At 37.7% G+C, this 17,561-nt stretch carries 11 protein-coding genes; 6 read left to right on the top strand and 5 right to left on the bottom strand.

Annotation, left to right across the window (positions count from 1 at the left end):
- The first annotated feature begins 82 nt into the window (after nt 1-82).
- Nucleotides 83-313: a hypothetical protein gene (locus tag WH188_RS18580; RefSeq protein WP_021188507.1), complete on the top strand. Its 231-nt coding sequence runs from the start codon at nt 83-85 to the stop codon at nt 311-313.
- 89 nt (nt 314-402) lie between these two features.
- Complete coding sequence (locus WH188_RS18575; protein WP_339424457.1) at nt 403-1,008, top strand: hypothetical protein; 606 nt, start codon at nt 403-405, stop codon at nt 1,006-1,008.
- A gap of 1 nt (nt 1,009) precedes the next feature.
- On the opposite strand, the gene rsmG is transcribed toward WH188_RS18575, so the two are convergent.
- Both rsmG and WH188_RS18565 read right to left on the bottom strand, forming a co-directional pair.
- Entirely contained in the window at nt 1,010-1,645 is a 636-nt protein-coding gene (gene rsmG / locus WH188_RS18570) for a 16S rRNA (guanine(527)-N(7))-methyltransferase RsmG (RefSeq protein ID WP_132772388.1), read from the bottom strand.
- A gap of 24 nt (nt 1,646-1,669) precedes the next feature.
- On the bottom strand, nt 1,670-2,815 hold the full coding sequence (locus WH188_RS18565) for a glycosyltransferase (protein ID WP_339424456.1): 1,146 nt from the start codon (nt 2,813-2,815) through the stop codon (nt 1,670-1,672).
- A gap of 200 nt (nt 2,816-3,015) precedes the next feature.
- On the opposite strand from WH188_RS18565, the gene tgt reads away from it, so the two are divergent.
- Genes tgt through WH188_RS18550 form a run of 3 tightly spaced genes read left to right on the top strand, consistent with a single transcriptional unit; the run spans nt 3,016 to nt 6,172 of the window.
- Entirely contained in the window at nt 3,016-4,146 is a 1,131-nt protein-coding gene (gene tgt / locus WH188_RS18560) for a tRNA guanosine(34) transglycosylase Tgt (protein WP_108160421.1), read from the top strand.
- A gap of 23 nt (nt 4,147-4,169) precedes the next feature.
- Nucleotides 4,170-5,249 (top strand): LptF/LptG family permease, encoded by a 1,080-nt coding sequence (locus tag WH188_RS18555; RefSeq protein WP_132772385.1) that lies wholly within the window; start codon nt 4,170-4,172, stop codon nt 5,247-5,249.
- A gap of 11 nt (nt 5,250-5,260) precedes the next feature.
- Nucleotides 5,261-6,172, top strand: coding sequence for a DMT family transporter (locus WH188_RS18550; RefSeq protein WP_132772383.1), 912 nt, complete (start codon nt 5,261-5,263; stop codon nt 6,170-6,172).
- Between the two features lie 129 nt (nt 6,173-6,301).
- Here the strand turns inward: WH188_RS18550 and WH188_RS18545 are convergent, their stop codons facing one another.
- From WH188_RS18545 to gltB, 3 genes are all read right to left on the bottom strand, one after another.
- Nucleotides 6,302-9,247: a VIT domain-containing protein gene (locus WH188_RS18545; RefSeq protein ID WP_339424455.1), complete on the bottom strand. Its 2,946-nt coding sequence runs from the start codon at nt 9,245-9,247 to the stop codon at nt 6,302-6,304.
- 269 nt (nt 9,248-9,516) lie between these two features.
- A complete protein-coding gene (locus WH188_RS18540; RefSeq protein ID WP_168128251.1) occupies nt 9,517-10,974 on the bottom strand; it encodes a glutamate synthase subunit beta in 1,458 nt (485 codons plus the stop codon).
- A 15-nt stretch (nt 10,975-10,989) separates the two neighbouring features.
- Nucleotides 10,990-15,504 carry a glutamate synthase large subunit gene (gene gltB / locus WH188_RS18535; RefSeq protein WP_168128250.1) on the bottom strand — a complete coding sequence of 1,505 codons (4,515 nt, stop codon included), beginning with the start codon at nt 15,502-15,504 and terminating at the stop codon, nt 10,990-10,992.
- 913 nt (nt 15,505-16,417) lie between these two features.
- On the opposite strand from gltB, the gene WH188_RS18530 reads away from it, so the two are divergent.
- The gene (locus tag WH188_RS18530; RefSeq protein ID WP_168128249.1) at nt 16,418-17,515 is read left to right on the top strand and encodes a mandelate racemase/muconate lactonizing enzyme family protein; all 1,098 of its coding nucleotides are present in this window, start codon (nt 16,418-16,420) and stop codon (nt 17,513-17,515) included.
- Nucleotides 17,516-17,561 lie beyond the last annotated feature (46 nt).

Genomic DNA, 17,561 nt, shown 5'->3' with positions numbered 1-17,561 from the left:
TGATTAGAAAAGAATTTTACTTTCATATTTTAGAGAATTATGAGATAGCTTGTATCTTTGTTTGAAATAAAAATATATGACTATGGAAATGAAAGAACCGTTTGATATAGAAATTGAAGATATTGTTTACTCGGTATTCCCAGAAGAGGAAGATACTTATGTGATTTTTAAAGAAGGGGTAGAATATGTACAGATTATTAAAGATACAGAGAATCTGTGGTTGAAAACCAATCCCGAGACTGGTTTACCAATGTTTGGTATGGACGAAGAGATTAATGCGATTGGCAAAAAAATTATAGAAGAATTGGGTTAATAATTCAAGATAGATAGACAGTTAAACAAAGTTAAAATCGTCGTTCGTATTTCTTTTGTTGTTATTTTTAAATAACTAATTATAAAGAAATGAATCCAGGTCGCTTATTTTTTTTGCTGTCTATCTGTCTGCTTTTATTTTTTAGCCGGGCCAAATCTTCATCTGCACGTTTTGTTTTTTCCTATCAAGATACCACTCTTCGGAATAAAAAAATAATTAATCAGGATACCAACATACTGGATACTGCGCTAATAGTTGGGGAAAAATTAACGGCGGAAGAGAAAATGGCCGAAAAGCAGGTTACATATAAGTCCATATACTTTTGGGGAGATACCAAAAATATGGTGACCTTACCACATCAGGGCGGTCTTGCCGTTAATCTCAATAAGTTGTATAATCTTTTGAGTAAGAAGGGCCGTGCTTCTCGGAGACTTCAAAGACTATTCGAGCGGGAGTTCGAACAAGACAAAGTCTTAGCACAATGGACTGCGCTAACTGAAGCTTACACGCCTTTAACGGGAGACTCTTTGGTTAAATTTCGGGCTTATTATGAACCTACCTCCAAATGGTTGCGCAAGGCAGACCATTACGATCAGATCGCTTATGTACAGCACAGTTTAAAAAACTACCTCGATTCTGTCGAAATCATTCATCAACGTCTGAGTCTCCCTAAATTAGAAATCTTAAATCCCTAAATTACATCGGAACATAAACGACATATTTCGTTTCGAAGAAATCTTCTTTAAAATAATCGGATAGTGGGTGCAGCTCAGCTTTCAGTCGTGACTCTTTAATTTCTTCTTTAAGATCACCACCTTTTAGATATAAGATACCGTTAGGAATTCCATTTTTATCCTGTTTAAGGAATTTATTGCGGATCCAAGGAGCAAAATCTGCTAATCGTGTTACAGCACGTGATACAACAAAATCATATTTGTCGTCCAATTGTTCTGCACGGATGTGATCTGCTTCAACATTCTCAAGTCCTAAAGCAGACGCAACTTCGCGAACAACTTTAATTTTTTTTCCGATCGAATCTACTAAATGAAATTTTACTTCAGGAAATAAAATAGCCAATGGTATTCCTGGGAATCCTCCGCCTGTGCCAACGTCTAAAATACGAGTGCCCGGAGCAAATGTCATGACGTATTTTGCGATACCTAAAGAATGTAATACATGATGAAGATAAAGGCTTTCAACGTCTTTGCGTGAAATAACATTGATCTGATTGTTCCAAAACGGATAAAGTTCTGCAAGTTGTGCAAATTGTGTTTTCTGAACTTCTGTTAAGTTTGGAAAATACTGATATATGATGTCTACTGTAGGATTCAAAGTGAAAGTTTTAAAATATGAATATTATTTCCAGCTAAGTGATTTCTTTTTACGGTTGAATAGTCCGTTGATGCAAATATAGAAATAGTAGATGATGTCTAATAATGGTAACCACCAAATGAGGTCAGAAACTGCTAATTTCTTATATATTGCCCTAAAAACAATGAGCTGTGCAAGTAGGCGAATTAGATATGCAGCTACAGGTACGTACCAGTAATTAGGGAAAATAATCGCAGTCAGGATAATCGTAAAGTAGAATAAAAATGAAGAGATCAATTGCATACCCAACATACGCTGATGTCTTTTTTTGTAGATAACCGAAGCGCCCGAATGCCGTGCTTTTTGTTTGTAATAGCTTTTCCAGGTTGTTTTAGGTTCTGAGTAAACGATAGCATCATCATGAATGGATATGGCTACATTTTTCTTCGTAGCGTTTTCATTTACAAAAAGATCGTCATCACCAGATTTAATGTGCATGTGTGATGCAAATCCCTTTTTACTGAAAAATAATGTTTTTGTGTAGGCCATGTTTCTGCCTACAGCCATGTAAGCATCTTTTTTTATCGCATACGATAAGTAACTCATTGCTGTATGCGTTGTCTCGAACCGGATAAGTTTATTGAGAAAACCTTTATATTTAAAATAAGGGGAGTACCCGATGACAATCTCTGTATCTGGTTGGTTAAGCGCTCCAGCTATTTCTTTTAACCAATTGCTTGAATTTGGATTGCAATCAGCATCTGTGAAAACCAGTTTTTCGTAAATAGCAGATTTAATTCCTAGGGTAACGGCGAATTTTTTTCCATGCTTAAGCCGTATATGTTCCTTAATATCGACAATTCTTAAGTTATCATATTGAGATTGATATTCCTTTAAAATCCATTTTGTCTCGTCAGTAGAGTAATCATTAACAACAATCACTTCAAATTGGGGATAATCCTGCTCTAAAATTGATGCTAAAAACTGCTTTAGATTTTTTTGTTCATTATGTGCACAGATGATGACAGAAATAGGATCAAATTGATCTTGTTCCTGATAAGAATGCACTTTATGACGACTCAGTTTTCCGTATACAATTATAATATAGTACAACTGGATGAGCAGTAATAAACCGATGATGCCAAAGGCGATATAAGGGTAATAGAAGGCGTATTGCTGTACGATGTTCATAGGTTGCAAAGATAGTATGTTCCAAGGATATTTGCTTTAATAATGTTTTTTGTGCTGTAAATGTTAAAATCTTGTAAAAGGTCAATCTTTGCATTGCTTTTTATAGTATTTTTGCAAAGATTTTAAAAAAGCATGTTGGGGAATTTGCTTCTGAAACAGTAAAAATCATCAAATTAGAATCCCCAAAAAATAAAAGATTAATGAAATTCACTCTTCAAGTACAAGATAAATTTTCTAAAGCGCGTGCAGGTGTTGTTGAGACAGCTCACGGAAAAATTCAAACTCCTATTTTTATGCCGGTTGGAACAGCTGGTACGGTCAAAGGTGTGCATCAGCACGAATTGAGAAATGATATTAAAGCCCAAATTATTTTGGGAAATACCTATCATTTATATCTAAGACCGGGACTGGATGTTTTGAATAAGGCAGGTGGTCTTCACAAATTTAACGGTTGGGACCGTCCAATTTTAACAGATTCTGGAGGTTACCAAGTTTATTCATTGTCAGACAATCGTAAGATACGAGAAGAAGGTGTGACGTTCCGGTCACATATTGATGGTTCAAAGCATCTATTTACTCCTGAAAATGTGATGGATACACAACGAGTAATCGGTGCGGATATTATCATGGCTTTTGATGAGTGTACTCCTTATCCATGTGACTATGGGTATGCCCGTCGTTCGATTGAAATGACTCACCGTTGGCTGAAAAGATGTTGTGATCGTTTTGACAGTACAGAACCATTATATGGATATGACCAGACATTGTTCCCCATTGTTCAAGGATCAGTATATAAAGACTTACGTGAAAGATCTGCTGAGAAAATTGCGTCTTTCAATCGTGAAGGAAATGCAATCGGTGGTTTATCCGTAGGAGAGCCTGCTGAGGAAATGTATGCGATGACGGAAGTTGTCTGTAATATTCTTCCAGAAGATAAACCACGTTATCTAATGGGGGTAGGTACACCAATCAATCTACTTGAAAACATCGCTTTGGGTATAGATATGTTTGATTGTGTAATGCCAACGCGTAATGCACGTAACGGTATGATTTTTACACGTCACGGAACGATCAATATCAAGAATGAAAAATGGAAAGACGATTTTTCTCCAATTGATCCAGATAGTGATCTTTACTCAGATCAAGTATATACAAAAGCATATTTACGCCATTTAATCCGTTCGCAAGAACTTTTAGGTGCACAGATTGCTTCTTTACATAACTTACACTTCTATTTATGGCTGGTAAATGAGGCACGTGAGAAAATTGTAGATGGTACATTCTACGATTGGAAAAATAAAATGGTCAAAGTATTAGGTCAACGTTTGTAATTTTTTTGCATCTTAGTAGTATTATGTTTTCTATTATCGATCGTTACATTATTAAAAAGTACTTGAGCACATTTGTGTTCACGATGGCTATTTTTACAGTCGTCATGGTCATTTTTGATATTTCTGAGCGATTGGATGATTTCTTGAAATATAATGCTCCTATGGATAAAATTATATTTGAATATTACGCAGGATTTATCCCGTTTTATTTAAATTTCCTTTGTCCTCTGATCAATTTTATCGCTGTTATCTTCTTTACTTCGAAGATGGCCGATCAAACGGAGATCGTACCCATATTAAGTGCAGGCTATAGTTTTAACCGGCTTTTAAGACCCTATATTTTTTCTGCAACGCTTATATTTGCAGTTTCTTTTGTCTTTAACCTTTATATTATTCCGAAAACGAATAAAATGAAGATCGGTTTTGAAAATGTGTATGTAAAACCTTTGAAAGATAATACGAAAGTGTCCACGCATATGCAGATTGATAAAAACAGTTATGTATACATAGACAACTTTGATAACAACTCCAAGATTGGATATAAGTTTGTACTGGAAAAATTTAAGGGTGATACCCTATTGGAAAAAATGATCGCTGAGCGTATTACATGGGATTCTGTAACGACTAAGTGGAAAATACACGATTATACAAACCGGATTATTAATGGTCTTCATGAACGAATGGACAAGGGTACCGTAAAAGATACCACTTTGGATATGAAGCCGAGTGATTTTGAACTGTATGATAATATTTTTACAGCCATGGATACGAAAGAGCTGGATGAGCGTATCCATAAAGAGGAAATTAGGGGTACAGGGATGATGACAGATCTTAAATTGGAGAAATATAAACGTTATGTCTATCCTTTTTCGGCATTTGTGCTTACTTTGATGGGCGTTGCCTTATCCTCTAAGAAGGTCAGAGGAGGTATTGGTCTTAGTTTGGGTATCGGTATCGGATTGAGCTTTACCTACATCGTGTTCATTCAATTTGCCACCATGTTCTCATTAAAAGGAGGGCTCCCTCCTTTGATTGCAGTGTTAATTCCCAATATTACATTTTTAATTATTGCAATCTATTTGGCTATAAAGGCGCCAAAATAAACAAACCGACAATGTCAAAAATTAAAATTAATCAGAATGTTCTTATTCTGCATTTAACAATCCTGATATGGGGTTTTACAGGAATTTTGGGTAATTTGATTTCGATATCTGCTATACATCTTGTTTGGTATCGGGTTTTGATTGCGGCGATTTCTCTATGGATTTATCTTGCCGTTAGCAAGCAGCAGATTCTGGTAAAAAGAAAGGATTTTATCTCTTTCATAATGGTCGGGGGTGTCGTAGGGCTTCACTGGGTACTTTTTTTTTATGCAATTAAGGTATCTACAGTATCAGTAGCTTTGGTAACATTATCTTCTTTGACATTGTATACTTCTATTTTGGAACCCCTGATCAATAAGAAAAAGATCGCCCTAATGGATATGTTAGTTGGTGTAGTGATAATAATGGGGATTTATATGATATTTCAATTCGAATCCAATTATATTGAAGGTATTCTTGCAGGCTTAGCCTGTGCATTCTGTGCAAGTATTTTCTCGATTGCAAATGCCAGAATGGTTAAAAAATCAAGCGCTACCTTGATCACATTTTATGAAATGCTGGGTGCTTTTTTCTGGGTGTCAGTTTTCATGTTATTCAGTGGAGATTTTAATGAAAATATGGTTCTCAATCAGTCGGATTTAATTTATCTATTGATCTTGGGGGTATTGTGTACTGCCGTTGCGTATGTGTTAGGTGTTGCTGTAATGAAAGAATTGAGTGCTTTTACAGTTGCTTTAACAACAAATCTGGAACCTGTTTATGGCATTTTATTGGCCATGCTGATCTTCGGTCAAAAAGAGACGATGAGTTTAGGTTTTTATGGTGGTGCTGCCATTGTTTTAGGTGCAGTTTTCTTCTATCCTTACTTAAAAACAAAAATCGAGAAAAGGAAGCAGGATTTGGTTATTAGAAAAATCTATTAATTATCTATTTTAGCTTTATATATCTGCTCTTGTTGCAGAACGGAATTTAATGGATATATTGCGTATCCTGATAAAAAAAGCGTGCTTAAAACTGATTTTAAGCACGCTTTTTTTTGATTTAACACTGGATTAAAAATCAAATGTTCCGATGGTCACATGCTGCTCTTTGGTTTTATCTAAGTACAGGGTGATGATTTTACGTTCCTGTTTTCCGGAGCTATAATAGGTGAATATTTCTGCCATAACTGCTGTTGGACCTGCTAGCGTTAGCGAATTATCATTATAAAAATCTACTTCGACTTTATATTTTCCTTTGACTGCTCTTTTTAATAGAAATTGTTCAGGGCCATATCCTCCGGTAAAATCATTACTTAAACGTCCTCCTATTGCAGTGCTATTATTGCTGTAAAAGCATTTTTCTCCATGTGGATCTGTGACCCAAAGATCTATATCTGTATTGTTTGAATTCCAATTGATCACTACACGACAATCGACAGGAAGATCTGCAATGAGTTTTTTGCTGATGTTATTGCTATTGACATGAGTCTGGTTTAATTTTAATAAATTATTTAACTCCATCACAATAATTTCTTCTATACCATCGTCGCGATCGGCTGCTTCAGGGGAATAACTTTGCGTTAGGATACTATATAATTGATCAAAAGCTTTTTGATATTGTTTATTATCTAATAATGCTAAAGCATAATCGCGGTGGCTTTGCAGATCCATAGGACGCCAGTCTAAGATTTTCTTATTGATGTAAAGTTCATATTGATATTGTTCCCATTGTTTAAGTATGTAAGCTATTGTCTTAAATAAATCTGCATTTTCAATTTGAAGATCTGCAAGTGAGCTCAACACTAATAATGCTTTATCTTTTGTGCCTTTTCGATAGAAAAAATTAGCAACGTCAAAATAGAAGCTCGGAGTACCCAAATATGCTTGGCGAAGTTCGAGATATGTTTGATAGGGATTCGCTGATTTTTCTAAGACCTGCAGATACATATTGTCATTTTTAATGTCAGGAATGGTGATTTTTGCACCAGCAGTTGTTCTGTCACTCACATCAGTGCCGGAATAATGCTGTTGATCAGAAACTGGGTCTTCTAAATCGCTTAATACTATTTCCTCCAGATTTGAATATTGATCATCTGCTATAAACATCTGTCTGCTTTCTGATGATACCATTTTTGATGTTGCAGCTTGTGCATTATTGATTGGATGAACTTCGGGCTCTACAAATGACTCTTCTACGATCCTGTTAGGCTGTGGATAAGTTTTCTTTGCTTTGAAGTCGGTCTGCCACCATTTTTTTAATTCTTGGACAGCGGTTTCAGCCTGAGCCAATAAATCATGCATACGTTCCTCCCGAAGAACGCTTTGTTCTTTGGTAAATTTATGATAAGCTGGAAGCAATTCTGTTGGAGGCAGGATGGCATATCGTACATAATCTTCCACGGTTTCCAATACAATTAAACTTGTATTACGGGTAACAATACCAAATTGCTTACCAAGTTCTTCAATACGTTCTTTATTTTCCGTGTAATCAACATCTAATGTTGCAATCTTTTTCTGAGCCCAGATTTTATGAACATCCAACTCATTTTCTTGATAATTGATGTCAATTTTGACTTCTTGAGTTGCACGATCCCCGTAGCCAAAGAGTAAGGTAATCTGTTTTAAATTGTTGTTTTTTCCGAGACCTGTAATCGCGATATGATCCTGTACTTCTGTATGGATCGCTGGATATATTTCTGAGAAATCAGCATGTTCTTTGATCCCTAAAAATTTTAAATTTTCTGAACTTAATTTCTTGATACCGTCAATAGGTGATGTGTTCAATAGATTGAGCGTTTTTGCACCAGTTTTTTTGCTAATGGCCTGGAGTGTGCTGTAATCTGCAATAGCAGAAGAAGAGATGCAATATATTGGTTTGTTGATGGTTACTTGATTTGACCCAAATGTGGATAACCCTTCGGTAAAGAAAAGATATTCCTCCGCTTGCAGCACTTGATCATTTAATTTTGAATAGTCTGTTCCGCCATCATAAGTTAAATGCAAGAGATAATTTTTTAGAGCAGTCCAATTTCCCTGTTCTATGTGAAATGTTCCCGCTTTTACATAGCTGATATTCAGTAAGCCCAGTTCTACAGTTAAATTCTTTTTTTGTTGTATGATGAGATCCAGAAGTGCTAATTCTTTTTGAATGTCTTTATCTTTAGCGCTTAAAGAATTGTCCCAAATGATCCCAATTTTGTTAGTCCAGGTTTTTGCTTTCGAAGGAGCATCGATAAATATATTGCTAAGGAAATAGAAAGATTGATCTTGATTAGCCTGTGTCAAAATGTTGTTCTCATTTGGTCGCTTAGGTAGTCCAATTACTAATGATTTCTCAGGTATAAAATTGTTTTTAGCTATAGCCGCTTGATAAATGTGATTTTTTTCTGAAAATATGAGTGATCCATCTGGTTTGCTGATCAATGTCGGTACCTGGTCTGTTTGGTAGATATTTACCTGAAGTTTAAACCGCTCGATCGCTTGTTTATAGGCTAAAGGTAAATGGTATTGAAAACCAGTCGAAGCATGGAATTGTAAATTCTCTTCATAAGTTATGCTAATGGTTCGTTGACCTTGTGCAGGTATAGGATATATTCTGGTCTTAAAATTATTCCCTTCTACACGCTCTAATAATCCAGGATCTACACGACGAGATTCAATACTTTCGAAGACTTCAATCCCTTTGCTCTTATCAACTGCAACAGCTTGACGTAGTTTTCCATTAATATCAAGGGCGTATCCTGTTACCGAAACACCTTCAGGCATGGGGAATGTCAGTATGCCCTCCAAGTCTCTGTTTTCATTATTACGGAAGATCATTGTCATCGTTGTTTTCGCGATGTTACCAAAAATATTAACTTGAATATCGAGCTCCTGTAGATTAACTTTTGCCTGATCTTTTGGATCATTCGATATTTTTAAGCTGGGAATAGGTCTATTTGGATTATTCTGTGATTTAATATTCTCTCCCTGAAGTAGGAGACATAAAATCAATACTATTATGAGGATCTTATTCATATTTTTTGAATTAGCTTGCTGTGTTCATTTAAGATGATGCATCTTAGTAACGAATTCCATAATTAACCGCAGGATTAAAAAACTTCATGTAGGTTGAAAATCTTAGTCCCGGTTAAAATGAATAAAAGCTTTTTGAGATCAGCGAGGGTCCATATGCTACTCATTTTTGAGATGAAATAACCGGATGAGTCAGTGACAGGAAGTGCTATAAAAGAATAAACCCCGTAAATATATTTACGGGGCTCATTCTTTTCTATTTAGGATTGGTATTAAGCATATTGATGAATAGCTTCTTTGCTTTCAAGCTCCGAATGCCCCATTAGGAATTCGTCTACTTTTCTAGCACACTCACGGCCTTCTGATATCGCCCATACAACTAATGATTGTCCTTTCCTACAATCTCCAGCTGTAAAGATCTTATCTACCGAAGTCTGGTAAGCTTTATCTGTCGCTACTATATTTCCTCGGCTATCGACTTGAACACCCAGTTTTTCTGGCAATTGTTGCTCTGTATGTTGATAACCGACAGCTAAAAGAACAAGATCTGCCGGAATTTCTTTAGGCTCTGATTGACCTAATTTTGTTCTTCTACCGAAATCATCTACTTCGTATTCGATCTCTATGATCTGAACAGCTTTGACATTTCCATGGTCATCACTGATGAAGGCTTTTGTTTCGGTCGCCCAAAGTCGGTCACAACCTTCTTCTTGTGATGATGAAGTGTTGAAAGTGATTTTATCTGATGGCCATGGATTATTCTTTAATCGTTCCTTTGCAGGGATGGGTTTACGTGCGATCTGGGTAATGCTCTGTGCCAGTTGTCGATTGGAAGTGCCGATACAATCCGATCCAGTATCACCGTCACCGACTACGACTACATGTTTTCCTTGGGCGATGATGTGCTCTTCCGTGTATTCAATACCACTCACTTTTTTATTCTGCTGTTTCAGAAAATCCATCGCGAAATGGACACCCTTTAATTCTTTTCCAGGAATATCCAAATGCCAAGGAACAGTTGAGCCTGTTGCTAAAATAACAGCATCAAAAGAAAGTAACTCATGGGTGGAGATGTTTTTGCCAACCTCAGCGTTTACGTTAAATTTAATACCTGATTCCTGCATCACCGAAATCCGGCGGTCAATAATTTTCTTGTCTAATTTAAAATCTGGAATACCATAACGGAGTAAGCCTCCCAGTTGATCATCACGTTCAAAAACGACAACGTCATGACCAGCTTTATTTAATTGTGCGGCTGCAGCTAAACCCGCAGGTCCTGATCCAACAATAGCAACTCTTTTATCTGTTTTAATATAGCTTTTGTTAGGTTTTACATAACCTTTATTGAAAGCAATTTCAATAATATGTTTTTCGATTTCCTCAATGGTAATAGGAGAACTGTGTATACCCAATACACATGCCGATTCGCATGGTGCCGGACAAATTCTTCCTGTAAATTCGGGAAAGTTATTTGTTGAGGTCAATATGTTGTATGCATCTTCCCATTTTCCATCGTAAACGGCATCATTAAACTCAGGTATTACATTGCCCAAAGGACATCCTGAGTGACAAAATGGAATACCGCAGTCCATACAACGTGCGGCCTGTGTATTCAGTTGACTATCTGTGTAACCCTTGTTGAATTCCTGAAAATTCTGTATTCTGTAAGCTACCGGTTCTTTTTGCGGAAGCTCACGATCGTATTCTTTAAATCCTGTTATTTTTCCCATGATTTTTCCTCCTGATTATGCTTCAACTAATTTTGTACGTAATACCTGTTTGTATTCTTTTGGAAATACTTTGATAAAGCTGTTTTTCTCAGCAGTCCAGTTTTCGAGGATATGTTGTGCAATTTTGCTGTTTGTGAGTAAAATATGTCTTTTTAGCAATGCAATAATTGCTGTTTCATCTTCTTGTTCCAATGGATCAAGATCTACCATTTCAGTATTGCAATTGTCTCTAAATGTTCCTTGTTTATCATAGATCCAGGCGATACCTCCGCTCATACCAGCGCCGAAATTTCTTCCAGTAGCTCCTAAGATAAGTGCACGTCCCCCGGTCATGTATTCACAACCATGGTCGCCAAGACCTTCTACTACTGCCGTAGCACCTGAATTACGAACAGCAAAACGTTCGCCGGCTTGTCCATTAATAAAGAGATGTCCCGATGTAGCACCAAATAGAGCAACATTACCGATGATGATATTTTCATGCGGTATCAATTTACTTTCTGCTTTCGGATAGATCGCTAATTGTGCACCAGATAATCCTTTACCAACATAATCATTTGCTTCACCTTCTAACTCAAATGATAGTCCTTTTGTTGAGAATGCACCAAAACTCTGTCCCGCAGAACCTTCAAATTTGTAATTGATGGTATTATCAGGTAAGCCTTCGGATCCGTATAGTTTAGAAATCTCATTCGACAATAGCGTACCGATGGTACGATCCGTATTTTTAACCGTGAAAGTTCCAAAAACTGGAGTTTTGCTTTCTAAGGCATGTTTCGCTTGTTTCAATAATCCCCAGTCTAAGATCATACCCATGCCGTGATCTTGTTCTTCAGTATTGTAAAGAGACTGATTAGGATCGTTGGGCTCAACATATAATATCCCTGAGAAATCAATTTTGGAAGCTTTCCAATGATCTATGTTCTCACGTTTTTTAAGGAACTGTGCTTTTCCTACCATTTCATTGATGGTACGGAAACCCAATTCTGCCATGGTCTCTCTGATTTCTTCGGCCATGAAGCGGAATAGGTTAACAATGTCCTCAGGTTTACCGGTGAATAATTTTCTTAATTCTGGATCTTGTGTGGCTACACCTACTGGACAAGTATTCAAGTGACACTTACGCATCATGATACAGCCACCAGCAATAAGGGCAGCAGTTGATACGCCCCATTCTTCTGCACCTAATAAGGTTGCTACAACGATGTCACGTCCAGTTTTTACCTGTCCATCTGCTTGTAGTACGATACGGCTTCTAAGTTTGTTTTTCACCAAAGTTTGGTGTGCTTCTGCTAATCCCAATTCCCAAGGTAAACCTGCGTGCTTTGTCGAACTGATCGGAGAAGCTCCTGTTCCTCCGTCAAATCCTGCTATCAGTATAACGTCGGCATGTGCTTTTGCGACACCCGCAGCAATAGTTCCAACACCCGCTTTTGAAACGAGTTTGACATTGATACGTGCAGCACGGTTTGCATTTTTTAGATCAAAGATTAATTGTGCTAAATCTTCAATCGAATAGATGTCATGATGTGGTGGCGGTGAAATTAACCCTACACCTGGCGTTGAATGTCTTGTTTTAGCAATCCATTCATTAACCTTAGGTCCAGGAAGCTGACCGCCCTCTCCAGGTTTAGCACCTTGAGCCATTTTGATCTGTATTTCGTCTGCCTGTGTCAGATAGTTGGATGTAACGCCAAACCTTGCGGATGCTACTTGTTTGATTGCAGAGCGCATCGAGTCACCATTAGGAAGAGGCTGATAACGGAGCTCATCTTCACCACCTTCTCCAGTATTTGATTTTGCACCGATGCGGTTCATCGCAATTGCCAGTGTACTGTGTGCTTCATGTGAAATAGAACCAAATGACATCGCACCTGTGGCAAAACGTTTTAAAATATCACTAGCTGGTTCTACTTCCTCTAAAGGAATTGCTGTTCTATGTTTAGCAAAATCTAATAAACCACGCAGGGTGAACATCTGTTCTTTTTGGTTGTTTATTTTTTCCGCATATCTTTTATAAGTAGCATAATCATCATTGCGACAAGCCTGTTGTAGAAGATGTACAGTATCTGGGTTCCAAAGATGTCCTTCACCTCTTCGTTTCCATTGGTAAAGACCGCCTTCAGGAAGCAATTTTTGTGGAGTACGGCTTTCTTTGAAATTCACCCAGTGTTTTGTCAATACTTCCTGTGCAATATCGTCCAAGTTTAAGCCCCCGATACGGGATACGGCACCGCAAAAATATTTGTCTACAACAGTTTTATCTAAACCTAATACTTCAAAAATTTGTGCACCATGATACGACTGCAGGGTCGATATCCCCATTTTTGAAAATATCTTTAATAATCCCGCATTTACTGCCTTTACATAGTTTTTGGAAAGTTCAGGCCATGTTAATTCGGTTTCGATTTTACTTTGTTCTTTCATCGTACGAATACTCGCAAGAGCCATGTAAGGATTGATTGCAGTCGCACCAAATGCAAGTAAACATGCGAAATGATGAACTTCCCAAGCATCTCCAGCTTCTACAACAAGACCGACAGCACCACGGTTTCCTGTTTTGATTAAATGGTGATGTACTGCAGATACAGCTAATATGGACGGGATAGGAGCATGTTGTGAATCAATGGCACGGTCTGAAAGTATCAATACTTCGAAGCCATCACGTACAGCATCATCTGCATATCGACAAAGGCGTTCTAATCCAGCTTCCAGAGAACCATTTTGACCATCTGCTCGGAAGTAAGATTGTAAAGTTTTTGCCTGAAATACACCCGTGTCTATTGACCGTAGCTTTTCTAATTCTTTCGAGGTCAATATCGGATGTTCGAGCGTAACGCAGTGACAGAATTTTTTATCTTCAATGAGTATGTTGCCTGCATTTCCAATGAATGTTGCTAGACTCATAACTAAACGCTCTCTTATTGGATCAATTGGAGGGTTTGTCACTTGAGCAAAAAACTGCTTGAAGTAACTGGATAAATGTTGCGGTTGATCGGAAAGTATAGCTAATGGTACATCAGATCCCATGGAACCTGTTGGCTCATACCCGGTCAGTGCCATTGGTGTTAGAATTGTTTCTAAGTCTTCTCTCGAATATCCGAAAGTCTGCTGATACTTAAATACCGACTCTTTAGACAGATAGGTATAAGTAACACGAGGCTCAGCCAATTCTGTTAATTTTATTTTATAACTGTCTAACCAATCGCCATAAGGCTGTTGACGTATTAAGTCGCCTTTTACCTCTTCGTCAGATAAAATTTTACCCTGTTCCATATCGACCAAGAAAATTTTACCAGCTTGTTGTCTTCCTTTTTTGATGATCGTTGATTCATCAATAGGGAGTGCGCCTGCCTCTGAAGCAACGATGACTCGATGATCTGAAGTAATGGCATAGCGTAAAGGACGCAATCCGTTTCGATCTAGGGTTGCACCAATGGACTTGCCATCAGTAAAACAAAGAGCAGCTGGACCATCCCAAGGTTCCATTAATGTGGCGTGGTACTCATAAAATGCTCGTTTTAATGGATCCATTTGTGTATTGCCATCCCAAGCCTCAGGGACCAGCATCAGCATCACATGGGAAAGGCTGCGGCCACTGTGTAATAAAAGTTCTGCAACATTGTCTAGACATGCAGAATCAGATTGACCACGGTCTACAACAGGTAATAAGATCTCCATCTCTTCTTCTGTAAAATAAGGAGACGAAAGCGCACGCATGCCTGCGTAAAACCAGTTCAGATTTCCTGTTAATGTGTTGATCTCACCATTATGCGCTAACATACGGAAAGGCTGTGCTAAAGACCAGGAAGGGAAAGTATTGGTTGAAAAGCGAGAGTGTACTAATCCAAATGCAGAAACAACTCTTGGATCGCGAAGGTCTTTAAAATAAGTGCCAACTTGGTAAGTTGTCAACTGACCTTTATAAATAATTGTTTTGCAAGATAGGGAAGCGAAGTAAAGCGGTAGTGGATATTCTTGATATTGTTTGATTTTTTGGATAATCAAACGTCTGAGGACAAATAATTTGCGTTCAAATTCTTCAGTGTTATGTACGGTCTCGGGTCTGTCGATAAAGAATTGAACTATTTCGGGTTCAGCGCTTAATGCTGTCGGGCCTATACCTGCTCTACTTACTGGTACATCCCGAAATCCAAGGAATTTCATATCCCTTTCAGTAGCCGCTTCTTGTATAACTGTTCTGCAAATTTTGTTCATTTCAGGTTCTTTGGGTAGGAAAACCATTCCTGCTCCATAATATCCTGGTTCTTTAAGTTGTATACCTAGGTTAATACATTCTTCCCAAAGAAACTCATGTGGTAATTGGATCATAATACCTGCGCCATCTCCACTCTCTGGATCACAGCCACAAGCACCACGATGCTCCATATTTTCTAACATGGTCAAGGCATCTTTTACCTGTGCATGTGATTTTATTCCTTTAATATGCGCTACAAAACCAACCCCACAGGCGTCATGCTCAAAACTCGGGTCGTATAGCCCTTGCTGATTTGTGTTACTTTCAATCATCTTCCTATTCAATTATTACTTTGCTAATATATGAATAAAAACATTAAAATATTATAGATTTTATAAATTATTTTAAATAAGCTTATGTTATTTGTAAATAAAAAGTCTTTTATTGCTGATATTGTATTTTGGAAGAGCTTTGTGATTTGTTTTTTGAATGAGCATGTTACGTGTTGTAATAAAATGATTTGTATCATCTTAATGATTGGTGATGCAGTTTTTAAAGCGGGTTCATCAAGATTATCTGCCTTTTACTTGATTAGAGTATGCTTCACTCTTTATTCGCACTTTGTTCGGGAAGCCTTCGGTAAAGCTCTACCTTTTGTCTATTGTTTGTCTTCTGTTTGTCTTCCGTTTGTCTACTGTTTCAGTATAGGCGAGGTATAGGATGGGTATAGGATTAGTATAAGCAAGACGAATCCTTTTCGAACCTTTTGCGAACGAAGGGCGAAATCAACTCTTACTTTATTCAATTGTGAAATGACTGCCGTTTGACTTAAGTTCGAGTTTGCTAGGGGAGAGATAGGAGACAAGCCCCACAGTTGTTCGTGGTCTATTCGGTAGGTGTTCGCCACCCTGCCGAATACCTGTCGAATAATAGTCGAAGGGTACTCGAACCAGACTCGAAGAGTTGTCCTGCCAATGCCCTAGCAATGTCGGAGTAAGGCGAAATAACGTATGCACTTGTATGGACTTTTACGGACATCCATGGACTTTCACGGACTTTCCTTTGCGCATTGTATTCCGATCTCAATAAGAAGTCGATCGGAGACAGGTCCTTAAAAAATAATAGATTTTAGCATATAACTAATTCTAGAACGGATAAGCTTTGCGCTATATTTTAGATATTCTTTATCTATCTTAGCTTTTGTTATTTTCGCTGTGAGGTAGGAAATACATAATAGTTTAAACCATGAAAATCACTGAAATAGAAATTTATAGATTAAGCATTCCTATGGAGCCTTTTGTCATTGCAACAGGCACTATGGATTTTGCACAGAACACCTTTATTCGGATTCGTACGGATACCGAAATCGTTGGGGTTGGTGAATGTTCTGCCTTTCCTATGATTGTAGGGGAAACCCAGGACACCTGTTTAGTGATAGCGCGTGACTTTGCGAAGTTATGGAAAGGTAAAGATCCTTTAAATATAGAGGAGCGTCTCGCAGAGCTAAATATGTATATAGCCGGCAATACAACAATAAAATCTGCATTTGACATGGCTTTATATGATATTGCATCAAAAAATGCAGGAGTTCCGTTATATCAATTTTTAAAAGGTATTCCACGAGAGATCGTAACCGATATCACGTTAGGTATCGCCAGTCCGGAAGAAATGGCAGCTAAGGCAAAAGAGTTGTACCGTGCAGGGGCTGTGATGTTGAAAGTGAAATTGGGCAAGGATCCTAAAACGGATATCGCAAGGATTCGGGAAATCCGTAAAGCGGTCGGCTTTGATATGCCGATTCGTATTGATGCAAATCAAGGATGGACATACGAAGGTGCTGTAGAGGCTTTGCAGGGACTGGAACCTTTTAAGATTCAGTTTTGTGAACAGCCTATGCGTACTTATTTAGATCATTTGCTTCCTGAACTTCGTACCGAAACAACGGTTCTGATCATGGCAGATGAATCTGTTTATAGCCATCATGATGCGGAACGCTTGTGTCGTGCAGATGCCTGTGACTATATTAATATTAAATTTTCAAAATCAGGAGGCATTCATGAGGCATTAAAAATTGCCGCAATAGCTGCTGAATTTAATATTCCCTGTATGATAGGGGGGATGCTTGAAAGTCGATTGGCTTTAGCCGCGAAAGTTCATTTTGCTTATGCTGCGCCGAATGTGAAGTTTTATGATTTGGATACTTGTATGGTCGGCCATCTAGAGGATCCTGTTGTCGGTGGTATTCAATATAAAGGATATCATATTCATCTTTCGGATCTTCCGGGTATTGGTGCTGATATTAACCAGGAATTTTTGGATTCCTGTGAGCGATGGGTAATTTAAGATTGCAAATATTTTTTAACATTTGTTAAAAAATGCTTGAATAGCA

This window comes from Sphingobacterium sp. MYb388 (assembly GCF_037479535.1).
Classification (GTDB): Bacteria; Bacteroidota; Bacteroidia; order Sphingobacteriales; family Sphingobacteriaceae; genus Sphingobacterium; species Sphingobacterium anhuiense.
This window is presented reverse-complemented; position numbering and strand designations above follow the sequence as displayed.

Coding starts and splice junctions, on each gene's coding strand:
- WH188_RS18565 (WP_339424456.1), bottom strand. CDS start 2,815: ATGAACATCGTACAGCAATACGCCTTCTATTACCCTTATATCGCCTTT.
- WH188_RS18545 (WP_339424455.1), bottom strand. CDS start 9,247: ATGAATAAGATCCTCATAATAGTATTGATTTTATGTCTCCTACTTCAG.
- WH188_RS18575 (WP_339424457.1), top strand. CDS start 403: ATGAATCCAGGTCGCTTATTTTTTTTGCTGTCTATCTGTCTGCTTTTA.
- WH188_RS18530 (WP_168128249.1), top strand. CDS start 16,418: ATGAAAATCACTGAAATAGAAATTTATAGATTAAGCATTCCTATGGAG.
- gltB (WP_168128250.1), bottom strand. CDS start 15,504: ATGATTGAAAGTAACACAAATCAGCAAGGGCTATACGACCCGAGTTTT.
- WH188_RS18540 (WP_168128251.1), bottom strand. CDS start 10,974: ATGGGAAAAATAACAGGATTTAAAGAATACGATCGTGAGCTTCCGCAA.
- tgt (WP_108160421.1), top strand. CDS start 3,016: ATGAAATTCACTCTTCAAGTACAAGATAAATTTTCTAAAGCGCGTGCA.
- WH188_RS18555 (WP_132772385.1), top strand. CDS start 4,170: ATGTTTTCTATTATCGATCGTTACATTATTAAAAAGTACTTGAGCACA.
- WH188_RS18550 (WP_132772383.1), top strand. CDS start 5,261: ATGTCAAAAATTAAAATTAATCAGAATGTTCTTATTCTGCATTTAACA.
- WH188_RS18580 (WP_021188507.1), top strand. CDS start 83: ATGGAAATGAAAGAACCGTTTGATATAGAAATTGAAGATATTGTTTAC.